Origin of the sequence: Mesorhizobium sp. B283B1A, assembly GCF_020165735.1 — a bacterium.
In the GTDB taxonomy this organism is placed as follows: domain Bacteria; phylum Pseudomonadota; class Alphaproteobacteria; order Rhizobiales; family Rhizobiaceae; genus Mesorhizobium; species Mesorhizobium opportunistum.
Genome location: NZ_JAIUIQ010000036.1, coordinates 1 through 13,783 on the forward strand (window position 1 = coordinate 1; position 13,783 = coordinate 13,783).

General features: G+C 60.2%; 15 protein-coding genes and 2 pseudogenes. 9 read left to right on the forward strand and 8 right to left on the reverse strand.

Annotated elements, in window-relative coordinates; translation table 11 throughout:
• Positions 1-254: 254 nt before the first annotated feature.
• A pseudogene (locus LB577_RS25065) lies at positions 255-521 on the reverse strand (integrase); the annotation flags it as partial.
• Here LB577_RS25065 and LB577_RS25070 point away from each other — a divergent pair.
• Positions 420-671 (forward strand): hypothetical protein, encoded by a 252-nt coding sequence (locus LB577_RS25070; protein WP_224689414.1) that lies wholly within the window; start codon positions 420-422, stop codon positions 669-671. The pseudogene LB577_RS25065 and the gene LB577_RS25070 sit on opposite strands and share 102 nt — an antisense overlap.
• 279 nt (positions 672-950) lie before the next feature.
• Here the strand turns inward: LB577_RS25070 and LB577_RS25075 are convergent, their stop codons facing one another.
• Positions 951-2,600, reverse strand: coding sequence for a hypothetical protein (locus LB577_RS25075; RefSeq protein ID WP_224689354.1), 1,650 nt, complete (start codon positions 2,598-2,600; stop codon positions 951-953).
• A gap of 51 nt (positions 2,601-2,651) precedes the next feature.
• On the opposite strand from LB577_RS25075, the gene LB577_RS25080 reads away from it, so the two are divergent.
• On the forward strand, positions 2,652-5,135 hold the full coding sequence (locus LB577_RS25080; protein WP_224689355.1) for an AAA family ATPase: 2,484 nt from the start codon (positions 2,652-2,654) through the stop codon (positions 5,133-5,135).
• A gap of 374 nt (positions 5,136-5,509) precedes the next feature.
• Here the strand turns inward: LB577_RS25080 and LB577_RS25085 are convergent, their stop codons facing one another.
• Positions 5,510-5,719 carry a DUF3072 domain-containing protein gene (locus tag LB577_RS25085; protein ID WP_224689356.1) on the reverse strand — a complete coding sequence of 70 codons (210 nt, stop codon included), beginning with the start codon at positions 5,717-5,719 and terminating at the stop codon, positions 5,510-5,512.
• Between the two features lie 138 nt (positions 5,720-5,857).
• Here LB577_RS25085 and LB577_RS25090 point away from each other — a divergent pair, with 138 nt between their 5' ends.
• The 3 genes from LB577_RS25090 to LB577_RS25100 all read left to right on the forward strand — a co-directional run bounded on the left by LB577_RS25090 (position 5,858) and on the right by LB577_RS25100 (position 6,744).
• Complete coding sequence (locus LB577_RS25090; RefSeq protein WP_224689357.1) at positions 5,858-6,115, forward strand: DUF6894 family protein; 258 nt, start codon at positions 5,858-5,860, stop codon at positions 6,113-6,115.
• A gap of 84 nt (positions 6,116-6,199) precedes the next feature.
• Positions 6,200-6,391 (forward strand): hypothetical protein, encoded by a 192-nt coding sequence (locus tag LB577_RS25095; protein ID WP_224689358.1) that lies wholly within the window; start codon positions 6,200-6,202, stop codon positions 6,389-6,391.
• A gap of 197 nt (positions 6,392-6,588) precedes the next feature.
• Positions 6,589-6,744, forward strand: a complete 156-nt coding sequence (locus LB577_RS25100; protein ID WP_224689359.1) for a hypothetical protein — start codon at positions 6,589-6,591, stop codon at positions 6,742-6,744.
• Positions 6,745-7,067: 323 nt separating this feature from the next.
• Here the strand turns inward: LB577_RS25100 and LB577_RS25105 are convergent, their stop codons facing one another.
• Positions 7,068-7,307 carry a DUF6894 family protein gene (locus LB577_RS25105; RefSeq protein ID WP_224689360.1) on the reverse strand — a complete coding sequence of 80 codons (240 nt, stop codon included), beginning with the start codon at positions 7,305-7,307 and terminating at the stop codon, positions 7,068-7,070.
• A gap of 9 nt (positions 7,308-7,316) precedes the next feature.
• Positions 7,317-8,060 carry a Crp/Fnr family transcriptional regulator gene (locus tag LB577_RS25110; RefSeq protein WP_224689361.1) on the reverse strand — a complete coding sequence of 248 codons (744 nt, stop codon included), beginning with the start codon at positions 8,058-8,060 and terminating at the stop codon, positions 7,317-7,319.
• A 1,171-nt stretch (positions 8,061-9,231) separates the two neighbouring features.
• Here LB577_RS25110 and LB577_RS25115 point away from each other — a divergent pair.
• Complete coding sequence (locus LB577_RS25115) at positions 9,232-9,426, forward strand: hypothetical protein (protein WP_224689362.1); 195 nt, start codon at positions 9,232-9,234, stop codon at positions 9,424-9,426.
• Positions 9,427-9,479: 53 nt separating this feature from the next.
• Here the strand turns inward: LB577_RS25115 and LB577_RS25120 are convergent, their stop codons facing one another.
• A complete protein-coding gene (locus tag LB577_RS25120; RefSeq protein WP_023769203.1) occupies positions 9,480-9,824 on the reverse strand; it encodes a hypothetical protein in 345 nt (114 codons plus the stop codon).
• A gap of 508 nt (positions 9,825-10,332) precedes the next feature.
• On the opposite strand from LB577_RS25120, the gene LB577_RS25125 reads away from it, so the two are divergent.
• The 3 genes and pseudogenes from LB577_RS25125 to LB577_RS25135 form a co-directional block, all read left to right on the forward strand.
• Positions 10,333-10,644 (forward strand): polymerase, encoded by a 312-nt coding sequence (locus tag LB577_RS25125; RefSeq protein WP_224689363.1) that lies wholly within the window; start codon positions 10,333-10,335, stop codon positions 10,642-10,644.
• Positions 10,645-10,860: 216 nt separating this feature from the next.
• Positions 10,861-11,106 (forward strand): hypothetical protein, encoded by a 246-nt coding sequence (locus LB577_RS25130; protein ID WP_224689364.1) that lies wholly within the window; start codon positions 10,861-10,863, stop codon positions 11,104-11,106.
• Positions 11,107-11,250: 144 nt separating this feature from the next.
• Positions 11,251-11,661: pseudogene (locus LB577_RS25135) on the forward strand (hypothetical protein); the annotation flags it as partial.
• Between the two features lie 401 nt (positions 11,662-12,062).
• Here LB577_RS25135 and scpB read toward each other — a convergent pair.
• Together scpB and LB577_RS25145 are read right to left on the reverse strand one after the other, a co-directional pair.
• A complete protein-coding gene (gene scpB, locus LB577_RS25140) occupies positions 12,063-12,752 on the reverse strand; it encodes an SMC-Scp complex subunit ScpB (protein WP_224689366.1) in 690 nt (229 codons plus the stop codon).
• 2 nt (positions 12,753-12,754) lie between these two features.
• Complete coding sequence (locus tag LB577_RS25145; protein ID WP_224689367.1) at positions 12,755-13,705, reverse strand: DUF1403 family protein; 951 nt, start codon at positions 13,703-13,705, stop codon at positions 12,755-12,757.
• Positions 13,706-13,783: the final 78 nt, after the last annotated feature.

The window sequence follows — 13,783 nt, forward strand, 5'->3', positions numbered from 1 at the left end:
AAGACATTGTTGTCAAAACGCGTCCTCCCCGGTACCGAACAAGGTTGGATCCCGGTTCCTCTCTTAGCTGTAGGACGGCATTGGTTCTAATTGCCGCTCACATTTCCACACCTGGCTCCGACCGCGCCTAATGCCCCACAATCGGAACTGCGGCCCGTATCAGACGCCGCCATAACATTTCGGCGATCGACTCTCTTTGGCGTTCCGTCCCGTATCCGCACGATCGGGAGTCGGCAGGGGCTGCCGCTCACCGGATCGACGAGGCGGGCATACTGCCTTGTGCTCATGTGAGCCGTTGGATGGATCCTGCTCGGAAATGCGTAATCATCCACTGTCCCGCCGCGTCGTTCCAACCATGCGAGTAGGCTGGAGCGTGTGTCGCTCATCAACTCGAACTGAACAGGTCGGCCGGTCTTCTGTTGGATGACCATCGCGCGAGTTCGGATTTCCGGTCCTACAACAAGGTGGCCGATTTTGATCTTGACGAGATCGCAGCCGCGCAACTTGCTGTCGATCGCCAAATCGAAGAGCGCTCTGTCTCGCAGACGCCGTTCTCGATCGAGAAAGAAGCGTATAGCCCATATCTGTCGAGGTTTCAGAGGGCGTTTCGTTCCAACCTTCTTGCCTGCATTCCATGCGCGGCGATCGGAGGCGGCAAGGTCGTAGCATGAGTGTCCCATTTCGTTTCTCCTTCGGCCATGATTGGCCACCGGAGAAACGCCGGTAGACGGTTATGGGGCCGTATGCGGAATGGCGGCTTTTGGCGCCGATCTATTGCAAGCAGACATTGAAGTGCGAGTGCATGGGCCACTCGTAGCGGCCTGCCGCGGACTGACAACTTATGGTAGGAACCAAAGAAAAGACAGCCGCTCAACGGCCTTTTCGTAGCGGCATCGTGTGGAGCTAGAGACAGAGAGTAGCCGGAGAATGTCCAGTCGGGTATCCGGGGCTCAAGCTCGAAAGGTAGTAGTAGCCCTGGCTGCATCTGCCAGAAAATGCCGTCTTTTATCCGCCAAGCGGCGTCTCAGCCGCTTGATTGCAACACGATCCTCGTCGGCGAGGAGGAACGATGGTGTCTGGTACCCTTCGAGCCAAGAGCCTGACACTCGCCCTTCACCTACTTCGGAGATTAGTAGTCCGATCGCTGGATTGAACCTCCGAAGGGCGAGCCCGCTCTCCGAGTGAAGTTCGGGTAAGGACACGCTCTGCTTCGACAGGACCAACGGGATCAATGCGAGCGCATCGGCGGCAGGGTCGTGCCCAAGGCAATGTGGATCGAATGTGAGGAACAGATCTTCCGCGACATACACCCGCGGAAGCCGTGCCGAGATCAGGTGTGTCAGCGTGACATAGCCATCCTCGGCGAGGTCGGCCACGGCCTCTGCCAATTGATCCTCCGACATGGATGAGAATGCCTTGATCAACGCCTGCTCGTCCACAAGCTCCGGCAGGCCCGTCTTGGAACTGGCACAGATCCATTTTCCGACGGCGCTGCCTTCGAGAGTGAGATCACCAATCGCGATTGCGGGAGCGGTTGCCGGGACGATCTGCGTCTGCTCGGACGCAGGCGAGAGCGCCTGGCCGGCCAAAAAGTCGTCGAGGCGGCCGACGACACGACGGCATGTTGCGGCGAAGGTCCGGATGTCCGTCGCCACCAGGCCTACCGTCTCGCCCAGCTTCGCCTCCTGCGCCTGCTCGGCGAACTTCGCATCCACCACCCCCAGATTGTGCCCGATGAGGTGGCGCTTCTGGATGTTGAGCGATAGCGTGGACAACTCGGCGGCATCGAGTTCCGCGAACGGATCGAACGAGAATTCCTCGAAGCGCTTTCGACCTCGCTCAATGTTCTGGAAGTCGTTGCCTACCGCTTTAACCGCCGCGGAGCCTGCGGGTCGGCTCTGGATCATGTAGGCATAGGCGACCTTCATCGTGGCCTCGAATGCCGTGAGTACGTCCTCATGAGCGTTCCCGAGAAGTCGGTACGCTAGTTCCTGTCGATCCTGTCCCGAAGCCTCTGCAAGCTCGACCTGCTGATCGACGAGTTCCACCTCTCGGGAAAAATGCAGCGCCAGGTTCGGTGCACCGCAGTCCGGGCAGAAGAGCGCGATGGCGAAGACGCCGTAGTCGCGCCCGCAGCAATCGCAGACGAGCAGGCGCATAAGATCGCGTCGCCCGAACCTGGGGCGTGGGCGATTTCGCCTGGGCCCCGGCTTGTAGGTGAGCGACTTGCTGCCCTTCGCGACGCCGGCCAGCATGTCGGAAAACGCGTCTTGCATGTCTTGGAGCGCGGCGTGCTCGACCACCTTGAGGGCGGCTTTGCGGTCATCGGGGTGCATGAACTCCGCATCGTCGGCGCGTATCCCGCTATAGGGACACACAGTCCCGGGCGTGCCAGGGACATATTTCATTCGCGCCTGCCTGGACGGGTCAGGAACGAATTCAGGCACAGGATCTCCCATCACGAAATGTCTGGGATGGGCGTCGGCGTTGGGGGAATAGCGATAGAAGCGCCCGTCCGGCGTCTTGGGCATGGGTAAGCTCAGTTGCATCGTGGTGCGCGTTCCACCGACTCGCATCTTCTCTAGTCGCTTCAGCTTCATTCCGGCTCCTCACGACTCGCTGTCCAACGCCGGTAAGACTAGCACTGGGCAGTGCGGATTTCGACTTGCCGGCCGCTGACCCAAGGCGCCACGCACGAGGCCGCTCATATCGAAGAAGTTCGAGGCATCCGTCGCCTTGACGTGAATCTGGACCGATCCACCTATGCGATCTCCGGCCCGAACGGGTCCGGGAAGAGCGGGGTTATCGATGCAATAGAGTTCGGACTAACTGGCGAGATAGGGCGACTGGCGGGAAGGGGAACGAGGGGCTTGAGCATTTCCGAGCATGGACCCCACGTCGACATGGTGCGCTTCCCGGACGCAGCCTTCGTCGAGCTCAAGGTCTTTATCCCCTCGTTGAACAAGCGCGCCACTGTCATCAGGAAGGTGTCCGCTCCACACAAACCCAAGATCGTTCCCGACGAGCCCGAGATCAGGGCCGTGTTCGACGAGCTCGCCGAACACCCTGAGATCACGTTGGCCAGGCGCGACATCCTTCGCTTCATCCTCGTCGAGCCGAGCAAGCGCTCAGAGGAGATCCAGACGATCTTGAAGCTCGAGGAAATCGGGCAGACGCGGGCCGCGCTCAACAGCGCTCAGAACAAGCTTGCGAATGCTCTCAAGTCGGCAAGTGGTCAGGTCGCGTCCAGTCGGTCGACCCTGCAGCGTCACCTCGGCAGCGAGAACAATGCTATCGCGGAACTGCTCCAGTCGGTGAACCAACGCCGTACCGTGCTGGGGCTCCCTTCTATTGTCGACCTCACGCCCGAGACCAAGGTGGACGATGGCATCGCCGACCCCGACAAGGTCATGGCCTTCAACAAGTCCTCCGCATTGCGCGACCTAGACGCCCTGCAGGAGGCAAGCATCGGCGTCTCGGATCTGGTAGTTGGCGATAGCACCGCCATTCTCTCGGGTATCGAGCGCCTCGAGCGAGATCCAGCTCTATTGTCGTCGCTCCAGCGGCGAGTCCTCATTGAGAAGGGCCTGTCGTTGGTTGATGGCCCTGAGTGCCCGCTCTGCGACCATCAGTGGCCCGATGAAGAACACCTCCTAGGGCATCTGCGGGCCAAGCTCACGAAGTCGGACGATGCTGGCGCGCTGCAGCACACCCTTTTGCGCCACGGCGCTGCCGTTGGGAGCCAAGTAGAGGCACTCTTGGCACTTCTGCGACAGGCCCATCGCCTTGCCAAGGGCGAGGACGACATTGCAGCCCTGGAAGCGATCAACAACTGGGGCAAGGAGCTCGGCAGCCTGAAATCCGACCTAGGTAACTTTGACGGCTTGATCGGGCTGAAGGCTAGTTTGACCGAAGAGTGGCATAGTGTTCCATCCAATGTCGTCGATCGTCTCGCGTCACTGCGCCGGACGATCGAGGCCAAGCCTGACCAGAGCGCTGCAGTCGAGGCTCAGACCTTCCTGACGACTGCCCAATTGCGTCTGGAGGACTACCGGGCGAGCATGCGCGCTGAGGCCGCCGCCAAGCGTGCCAGTGTGATGGCCAAGATCGCCTACGAAGAATACTGCACCGCGATGGAGGACGAGCTAAACGCGCTGTACGCCGACATCCAGGCCGACTTCAGCAGCTTCTACCGAATGCTGAACGAAGGCGATGAGGCTAATTTTACCGCCGAGCTTAAGCCAAGCGAGAGCCGCGTCGATCTGAACGTAAATTTCTACGATCGCGGGCTCTATCCGCCGGGCGCCTACCACAGTGAGGGCCACCAAGACGGCATGGGCGTGTGCATGTACCTCGCGTTGATGAAGCGGCTGTTCGGTAAGGACTTCACCGTCGCCTTGTTGGACGACGTGGTCATGTCCGTCGACTCGGATCACCGTCGCCAGTTCTGCAAATTGCTTAAGACCCACTTCCCCGACACCCAGTTCGTCATCACGACGCACGACCGGCTGTGGGCGCAGCAGATGCGATCGGATGGCTTGGTCAGCGCCAAGACTTCGCTCGTCCTGTATGGCTGGAGCGTCGACACGGGACCGCTCGCCGAGAGCAGCACGGATGTCTGGGAGGAAATCGAGGCCGCACTCGCGAAAGGCAGGGCGGACGTTGCTGCGGCAGCGTTGAGACGTTACCTGGAATATGTGGCATGGGTGCTGGCCGACGACCTGGGTGCACGTACCGTGTTCCACGCGGACGGAAAGTTTGAGTTGGGCGAACTGATGCCAGCCGTGCTGACGCGCAGCAAGGAGCTGTATGGCAAGGCTGCCGATGCTGCCCAGTCATGGGCGAACGAGGCCGCCAAAGCTTCTGTCGGAGAACGAAAGGCAGCTCTTGCTCAGGCGAGTCAGGCAAGCAACGTCGAGCAATGGGCGGTGAACCCTGCCGTGCATTTCAATGCGTGGGCGAACTTCGGGAAGAAGGACTTCCTCCCCGTCGTTTCGGCGTTCAAAGACCTGCTCGGAACCCTGCGATGTTCGGACTGCGGGATGTGGCTCTACGTGACGCCGAGAACCGCACCGGATGCCTTGCGTTGCGACTGTACGGCGATCAACTTCAACCTCAAAGGCAAACCGAAGTAGGTCTGATCGACCGCGTTGCAGTCTGGGCCAATGGCCACACTGATCAGCCGATGGCCAAACGCAGCGCCGACATGAACGCGGTGGGCATCTGCTAAGCCGTGTTGCTTGTCGAAAGCTGCCCATCCCCGAACACCTCCGTTTTGGCCGTCCGGCATAGCCAATTCGAACGGCAGCTTTTGGGAACTTGTCGCGGCTGCCTGAGCTGCCGGAATGAGGCGCAAAGCGGACAATCGCTTAATCCCAGCCCTGCTAAATCGAGCCGGCCATTCGCAGGCTGCAGGCGGGAGGCCATACTTCGGAAAGCCATCTGGTGCGGCCGCGACGGGCATTTGTGACCGTCCTTGACCACACATTTCAACTCCAGAGCGGCGCCATCAAAGCTTCAGCTTCGCCCTTAGCGCATCAATTCGCTTGGAGGCCTCTGCTTTGCTGAGATCTTCGGCGTAACTTTTGTCGTCGTCCGCCTGTTCGCACAATGTTTTGAGGTAGGAAGCCTGCGACGGAGTCATTGGCTCGTCACCAGTCGTCCATTCGTCAGGATCCTTCTTGATGTCGTCGCTTTTTGCACGGTCTGAGGCTTGCATTTCGTTCTCCTCATTCGGAACGACAGAACGCGTTTGATCTGCTTTTGTTCCTTGTTCTAAGCCGCCGTATGCATTTGGCAGGCTAGGTATGAGGTAGGCCGCCAGGAAACATTTCTCCGGGTTTGTGATTAGGAGCGCATGGCCCGCTTCTTCTTCGATCTAACCGACAACGGAACCTCATTCCCGGACACGGAAGGCACCGACCTTCCAAGCCTAGAAGCTGCCGAAGACGAGGCGGCAAGGGCGCTGCTCGAAATAGCTCGAGACAACATGCCCGATGGCGCGTACCGCCAAGTCGTATTGCATGTTCATGACGGTACGAGCGCCCTAGTTTTTGTTGTAAAGGTCACGTTCGAGCTAATGCGCAACGGGTCTCTACCTGCCCGATCAGTCTGATTCCGTACAAGCATTTATTATTGAAAGATGGCCTTCAGCGGGCTTACAAATTCGGCTTGACCATTACTTTCAGGGGAGGCTGCGATGGATTGCGTGAAGCCAAATGGCAATGCTCACCCTAGCGTTGGATTGGTCGAAGCCTGCGGAGAATGGCAGGTCCATGTAGTCGAAGACGGGCAGGAAAAATCCCTTTCATTCGACCTTAAGGCCTTCGCAGTCGCCTTTGCTGAAGGCCAGCGAATACGCCTGCATCTCGACAAGATCGTGCGACTGTAACGGCGATGAGAGGCTACCAGATTTGCGCCCTTTTGGCCGCTACCAGTCCCGCCAATGGAGTGTGCTGTCCGCTGCCGCGAGGTCGACCATTGCCCAGCATAGACGTTCCATCACTCCATACGATGCCCAGGATTCCTGAGCGCGAAGAGGGAACTCTTCCAGCATCTCGAAGTTCGGGCTCGCACAGGAGAACCGAGATGCCCATCAATACAGCTGCCAACGACAATCGTCTTGCGAGCAAGAGGCCGGTCAAGGCGACCGAAGCCACGCTTAAAAATCAAATAGAAGAGGCCAGAGCGCGGCTTAGATACAAAATGGCACGGCGGGCGATGAAACTTAAGGGGAAACACTGAGATGCCGTGGTCGAGCGATGACGGCCGTAACGAGCGAGCTACAGCGGCTGCGACACTTATCGTAGAAAAAGAAAGGGCCGAACGCGTTGCCAAAACTGCGCGGTTGAAAGAAGCCCGTCTGGCACAGGAACCAACCGTGCCCTCGCCGATGAGGCGCAACTCAAAAGCTACGAAGAAGGTGCGCCGGATTTTTGTGGCAGGCTAGGAGGTGCATGACTCGCAATCACAACCGCCCAGCAGGAGCGCAGGTGGCGGCCTGTCGGCAGGCCCCTGCCTATGGCGTCTTCACGCGCTCGCACGACCTAGAAGGAAAACCGGGTAGCTCAAAGCCCGCTCAGCTTCTTCTGAAGGGTGATGCTCAAGCTCAGCAGCCTTTCACCAGTCTCGTCCCTGACATAGATCGCTAATTGCTGGCCATCGAGGTCCTTAAGGAATTCTCGCGCCAAATCTCTGAGCCCCTCCATGCCCTCTCGGCATGCTGCCTCTATCCCATCACATTCGATCCCCTCATCATCTTTCATGATCTCGTCGCGGACACTGCTGTCAAAGAAATATCTCGCCATGGAACACCTCTACTGCCACAACGCTTCAGCGGCCCTTTGGTGCAGATAGGTGCCATCAAAATCCCCGGCGCGAACGAGCCCAGCCCAGTCGGTTGCATGAAAACGCGAGCCCACGGTGGATATCAGACCGTCGCGTCTAAGATCCTGAAGGATTCGGTTGACGTGCACGGTGGAAAGGCCAAGCGCATCGCCAAGCGCAGCCTGCGTTATCGGAAGGCGGGCCACATGATCTTCGATGCGGCCGACGGCGCGGAGGCGGACAATGAGTTCGCACAAAATGTGAGCCATGCGAGCATAGCCGTCGCGTCTTCCGACGTTGGTGACCCACTCTCGATAGATCGCCGCGTCAACTACTGTCGAGCGCCAAAGGACGGTCGTTATCGAAGGATGCTGGTCGCAAATAGCGCGAAGAGCGTCATGCCTCATGAAGCCCACCTGAGAGGCCATCAGAGGCGTAAAACTGCAATCCATAACGGACAGGTGCAGTCCATGAAGGTCGGGAATGTCGCCGGGAACAAAAAAGGAGGTGATTTGGCGTTTGCCGTCGCCTGTCATTTTTGTCGACCCTATCAAGCCGTCCAGAACAACAAACGAAAGCGTCGGACGGTCGCCCTCGCGCAGAATGTCTGCGTTGGCCTGATATTCCTTCTCCTGAATTGCCACGTTTCCCAAGATCGCAGTGTCTGATGGTCCGAGGTCAGAGATCGTCTGGAGCTTGCGGATCAAAATGTTTGAGGAGGGAATTTTTGTCATCAAGAACCTGATTGGGTTGGTGCCCAACTTACAGTGGGCACTAATGTTCCCCCGCTGCCCAGCCCGAAGAGAGGACAGCCAGAGGTCGGCATTACGACCCTAACGGGAGCTGGACGGTGTTCGACGTGTTTACCGGGCAGCCAGCGGATGCGTGGGGGGCACCGGCAGAATGCCTTAATCAGGGCTACGCCGAGGATTTGGCAGCCCTCCTGAATTCAGAAGACCTCAAGCGTCGTTTGTCGCAAGGGAGAGTCGCCTGATGGCAGACACCGACAGGTCCTTGTTGTCGGCGCGGGTCAGTTCCGGCTGCCAGTAGATATTCCGGTTCAGAACCTATGCATCCGGGAATGGGGACCGAGCGCAAACGTGCCGTGCCCACTCTTTATTTTAGGCAGACTCGAGGTGCGTGACTATCATAGGTGATTGTGCCTGCGGGTGACGCCGAGTAATGGACAGCTCACAGTAGCTTCCGAGAGAGGACCGAATGTTGTATCCGGGTCGATTTTTGGGGCCGAGCGATATCGTGAAGCTTGCCCACGTGTGTGAGACAGTCTGCAATGAGCGCGGCGTAGCGCTTGCTTCGCAGGACGGAGAGCGCATAGCTGCACACGTCCTCCGGCTTTTTATGAATGGCATGACCGCGGAGAGCGAACTGCTCGACGCTGAGAGGAACTGGGCTAGGCGGCCTGACCTGTCGCGACAGGAAATTCCTGCCAACTACGCGGACATAAGGGACGCCGCGTGACTCGTACTCCTCAAATGAGGGGTAGCGTCTCTTGTGTCGCCACCATGAGCGAAAGGGACGGGTCCCTTGAAGACCTTGGAGTCGAGGCCATCAGCGTCGCTGGCCTTGCCACCACAGGCGTTTGCCAGCGAAGGCTCCATCTACTGGACCGGAGTTGTCAGTTGGTTGAGAGTAGGTGCCCGCCGCCTCTCGCGTTTGGTGAGATCGTCGCGAATTTGTCCGCCACCGTTTTCCTACTGATTGCGGCAATCGTGTTCCTACTGTTCGGGAAACCGATTTGGCCGGAACGGATGGGCCTCTTGGTGATTGTCCTGCCTGCGGATGCATTGCAAACCGGTGCCGTCAAGACCATGCATCTGATTTGCCACACAGTGTTGATGTCAAAGTCGCTCAGCCGCGACCGGTTGGCCGCTGACGGAGATTTCCATGGTCGGTGGCAGTGAAAGCAGGAGGACGAAGCTGGATCGGCTCGCCTCGTCCGTCCCAAAGCATGAATTCGAATTTCTGATGAAGCTTGGCAAAATGACCCGCGAGGAAACGTTGGCGTTGATCGAAAAATACGACGGCGACCGGACTGAAATTTACGCCGATCTGGCGCGCAACGCCGCTCGGCGAGCTTAGCCGAGCCGTTGCTGCGCAGAATTCTAGCGCGTCAGGTCCAATGTCCGACCTGGTCAGTACGGGCAAACCCGAACGCGTTCCTGCACCCGGTGGTGATGACGCCAATGCCTCACCCACCTCACGTGGCAACGGCCATAGTGCCGATGCCGGTAGTAGTAGCGATGCGGGTAGCGGGCAACGTAGCCGGGATAGTAATCGCGATAGCGGGGGCCGTAATAGCGGCCGCCATAGTCGTAAAACGGGCCGCCGCCGTAGAAGGGGCCACCGCCGAATGGGCCGATGCCGCCGAACGGACCAAAAAAGCCCATGCCGGGGCCGAAGAACTGTGCATCCGCAGGCATGACTGTGACTGCGGCCGAGGCGACGGCAATCACCGAAGCAAGTAACAGGTTTCTCATGGCAACCTCCCAGAGAGCCGATCACCCAGTAAACCTCCGCAGGGGCCGTATGTTCCCAATCGCTAATATTCTCTGCGCGCCATCTGCAAGTAACCTTCGTCAGGAGAGCATGCTTTGAACCACTCCGCTGGCTTCATAACGTGCGTCGCTCCAGGAACCCGACTCAGCCGTTACGCCTCTGTCTTCGAGCATTTTAGATGATTGCATCCTGACCCTTGTTTGTCAGGAATGACAGAGAGGCAGGCTTGCCACTGGCCGTGATGCCACCTGAGCGAAGTCCGAAGCTGTTCAAAGCGGGGCCGCTCCGGGTTCACCGTCGCAGAACCCGAAGGGATGATGCCCGGCTTGCCTCGATGGCGGCTTGGGATTCGGCTCTTCAGCCGTCTGAAGAATGTCCGACCTGCAACATCCTTAGCAATTGGGACCGAAGTCCGATGTCGCCGTAGCCATTGGTCCCAGCGCGCAACAAAACACCCGCCGAGCGCATTTGCCATACGGACTGGCGACCATGAGTCCCTTCGTCGTCAGTTTGGTCACGAACACCCGCCGCATCGGCGGCGGGTGTTCATTTGCCACGGAGCGAGCGATGCAGATCGGCGAAATTATCGCAAACCTATTGGCCGCCGTTCTGTTGATATGCGTGATCGCAGTCATATTCCTCGTGGCCGGTAAGCCGCTATGGCCAATTCGCGAGGCCAAGATGGTCATAGTGCTGCCACCGGACGCAATCGCGACGGCTTCCATCAGCGCGCCGACGCATCCCCCTCTGCCCGATAGAGTCGATACCAGAATCGTGCAACCCAGACCCCGACAGCACTGATTGCTGTAGGCTTGGCTTGCGGGGTTCTTCTCTTTCGACGTCGGAGTTGATTCACGGTCTCCCCCAAAAATTCAAAGGCATTTCGTCGGCGAAGAGCAGAATGCCTGTCGCGTCGCCTGACAGGGAACAAACCTGAATTTGGAGAGTTAACAGAGCCATTTCAGCGGGCGACAACCCAAATGCGGCCGCAGTTTTGGCTGGCAGGAGCACCACTGCGTGTTTCCGGTCGACCTGCTCGCGGTCAGCCGGAAGTTGGTTGACGAGGGCGTGCCCCCGACATCGTACCACCGGGTAGGCTTTCGTGATCGGGACCTGCATTTCGCCTTTGGCGTGATTGCGAAACACGGCGACCGCAGCGATCTTGGCAGGCTGCGGCGTGTAACTGCAGATCACCCGTTTGCACAAAAGGCCGTTGAGGTCATCCGCGCAACCGAGACATCTGCAGCCGCCGCCAGCGGATAGAGGCTATGGCCGAGCCAGGCGGAGTCTGCATCTCCGGAACTGCATTCGAGCCAGTCTTGGCGAACAGCGCCTCAAGAACATCGCCGATCGGGTTCGCGCGTATCGGCTTCTGCTGGATCCCGCAGCCTCGGGCAAGGTCGTGCTGAGCGCCTGCTGCGCGCTGCGGCCCACGATGCGCTGCAGCGCTTCGTCTGCTGTACCAACAAGGTCGGCGCGAACATGGTCCCGGCGCTGTTCGATCCCGCCGAGGTCGCCGGCCGGCGGCTCAGCGACGTGCGCATCTATTATTCGCGCCGGACCGGACCAGTGAAGCGCAGCCACGTCACAAAGCATCGCGAACGGCTCCACGGCATCGTGGACCTCACAGGTGTGCCCGAACCGCAGTTGCATGCGAAGTTTCTGGCCTGGGACTCCGACCACGTCGTCGTCAGCAGTCTGAATTGGGGGTCCCAGTCAGGACTCGAGGACAACCCGCTCGATGAAATCGGCCTCTATCTTGAGGGACCCAAGTTGGCGACGTGGTTGCTCGAGACCTTCGAGCGTGAACTCGAATGAGATGGGCGCGGCGCTCTGCTATTTCAGGCGTGCCGTATCCTCGTAGTTGGGGAGTTGGCTGCAGCCCAGAAAACGGCGATTGGCGGTTCCGGTCCGCTCGACCAAGTAACCGGCCCGACACCCCGGACACTGGCGCAGAAGGTCGCCGGCGACAGTCTCGAAGCGGAGGTTGTCACCAGCGACCTCGGAGAGCTCTCGGATGTATCGGGATGGTTCCCGGGCGTTCCCCATCGTGGAAGCTTGCGGATTTGGCTATCACGGCCGAACTTCGGGGCATCCTGTTTTCCTCGCTGCGCCACGCAGGCGGCACCAACCTAGTGGTCTTTCCGGCCAATCGTTCGGCTGAGGGCATGACTCGGGCAACGCCCGATCAAAATACCTGGTCCTCAAGATTATGGCCCCTAGCCTTCTTCCTCTTCGGCGCCCCTCTCCCCAACAAGCCCCACCGGAATATCTCCCGCCAGCAGCTTCTCCTTCGACAGCAGGCCAGCATCCTCGAGCGCCTCGAAATCCGGCAGCTGGCGCAGCGTGTCGAGACCGAACTGCGACAGAAAAGTTTTGGTCGTCACATAGGTATAGGGCGCGCCCGGCTGCGGCCTGCGCGGCCCCGAGGCGATCAGATCCTGTGCGCGCAGCACGCCGATCAGGTCGCGCGACACCTCCTTGCCGAAAAAGCTCGACAGCTCGCCACGGGTGATCGGCTGGAAATAGGCGATGCACATGAGGACAAGCGCCTCCGATTGCGACAGCTCTTTTGCCCCCTCGCCCGCTGCCGTGCCGAAGGCGGCGCGGATGGCGTCGCCAAAAATTTTCTTGGTCCGGTGCTGCCAGCCGCCGGCGACCGCGACCAGCTCATAGGGGCGGCCGCCGAGCTCGGCGCGAATGTCGTCGATGATCAGCTCGAGATTGCAGTTCTTCCCCACCACCCGCGCGAGGACACTGCGTGTCACCGGTTCATTTGCCGCAAAGATCACCGCTTCGACGCGGCCCATCCATTCGCGCCAGCGCAGTTCTGCCGGCAGATGTTCCAGTTCGGTGTCGAGCAGCGCCGGCTGATCGTTTGGCTTGCGGCGAGCAGACGCTTCGTTCACCGCTAGAGCCCGAACAGCCGAAAGGTGGTGCGGCCGGAGAGCTCGCGCACCGCATCGAGTTGTTGCAGCCGCTCGAACAGGCGCCGCGCCGCAAAGCGCGACAGGTGTTTGGTCGTCAGCGAGCCCGAAACGGCGTCTTCATTGAGGAGCAAAAAAATCACATCGCCGGCGCCCTTTGCCCTGAGCTTCGGTGCGACGGCGATGAGCCGCTCCACATGACGCGACACATCGGCGGCCAGCCGGCAGGACTCCGCCGCCGCTTGAACCAGTGCAACGCAGACTGCCCGTTCGAATCCGTCTTCCCCGGGTCGGATGCGCTTGCCGCCGCCGGCGCGAAAAGCCGGTCCAAAGGCCTGAGCCATAAGCAGCGGTAGCGGCCGCGGCCAGCGCAGGCTTTTTGCCAGCACCAGGTCGGTCAGCCACCAGGCCAAAAGCTCGGAGTCGGGGCGCATGGCGACGACGTGAGCGGCGATCGCCGCGGCGACGAATGGCGCCGGCCGGCCGCCGCTGACCTTTTCGTCGATTGCCGCGCACAGGTCGGCGAGAGCCTCATCGTCCCAACTGAGCCCGAGCATCTCGGCCACTTTCGCCAGACGTTCGGTGCTGGCAGCGGGCGGGTGCAGCGCCAGTTGCCGCCAGGCGCCAAGGATGGCGCCGGCCGGACCGGGATCGGCGCCGGCCGGGCGCAGGTACCAGGCATCGCGCAGGGCGGCCTCGTCCTCTGAGCGGCCGGCGAGCCGCATGCTGGCGGCGGCGCAGCGAAGCGCCAGCCGCTGCCGACAGGCCCCGGCCCAGCTGGGTTGCGCGCGAGCGAGCGTGTCGAGGGCACCCAGAGCGGCGCCGGCCCGGAAGGCGGCGTCGCCGTCGCTCGGCGCGCCGGCGCTTGTGATCGCCCAAGCCGGAACGGCCGGCGGCGCGGCGGGGCTGGCAGTCGCGGGATCTAGGCGAATCATCATTTGGAGGGTAAAGCGGCCGTGCGCTTTTTGCCATAAATTTCACGCCAAAACGCACAGCCTGTCGCTGACGCATAA

Bases quoted from the DNA above. Each gene is read 5' to 3' on its own strand.
- LB577_RS25125 (WP_224689363.1), top strand. From the start codon at position 10,333: ATGAGTCCCTTCGTCGTCAGTTTGGTCACGAACACCCGCCGCATCGGC.
- LB577_RS25120 (WP_023769203.1), bottom strand. From the start codon at position 9,824: ATGAGAAACCTGTTACTTGCTTCGGTGATTGCCGTCGCCTCGGCCGCA.
- LB577_RS25075 (WP_224689354.1), bottom strand. From the start codon at position 2,600: ATGAAGCTGAAGCGACTAGAGAAGATGCGAGTCGGTGGAACGCGCACC.
- LB577_RS25085 (WP_224689356.1), bottom strand. From the start codon at position 5,719: ATGCAAGCCTCAGACCGTGCAAAAAGCGACGACATCAAGAAGGATCCT.
- LB577_RS25095 (WP_224689358.1), top strand. From the start codon at position 6,200: ATGGATTGCGTGAAGCCAAATGGCAATGCTCACCCTAGCGTTGGATTG.
- LB577_RS25110 (WP_224689361.1), bottom strand. From the start codon at position 8,060: ATGACAAAAATTCCCTCCTCAAACATTTTGATCCGCAAGCTCCAGACG.
- LB577_RS25105 (WP_224689360.1), bottom strand. From the start codon at position 7,307: ATGGCGAGATATTTCTTTGACAGCAGTGTCCGCGACGAGATCATGAAA.
- LB577_RS25090 (WP_224689357.1), top strand. From the start codon at position 5,858: ATGGCCCGCTTCTTCTTCGATCTAACCGACAACGGAACCTCATTCCCG.
- LB577_RS25115 (WP_224689362.1), top strand. From the start codon at position 9,232: ATGGTCGGTGGCAGTGAAAGCAGGAGGACGAAGCTGGATCGGCTCGCC.
- LB577_RS25145 (WP_224689367.1), bottom strand. From the start codon at position 13,705: ATGATTCGCCTAGATCCCGCGACTGCCAGCCCCGCCGCGCCGCCGGCC.
- LB577_RS25100 (WP_224689359.1), top strand. From the start codon at position 6,589: ATGCCCATCAATACAGCTGCCAACGACAATCGTCTTGCGAGCAAGAGG.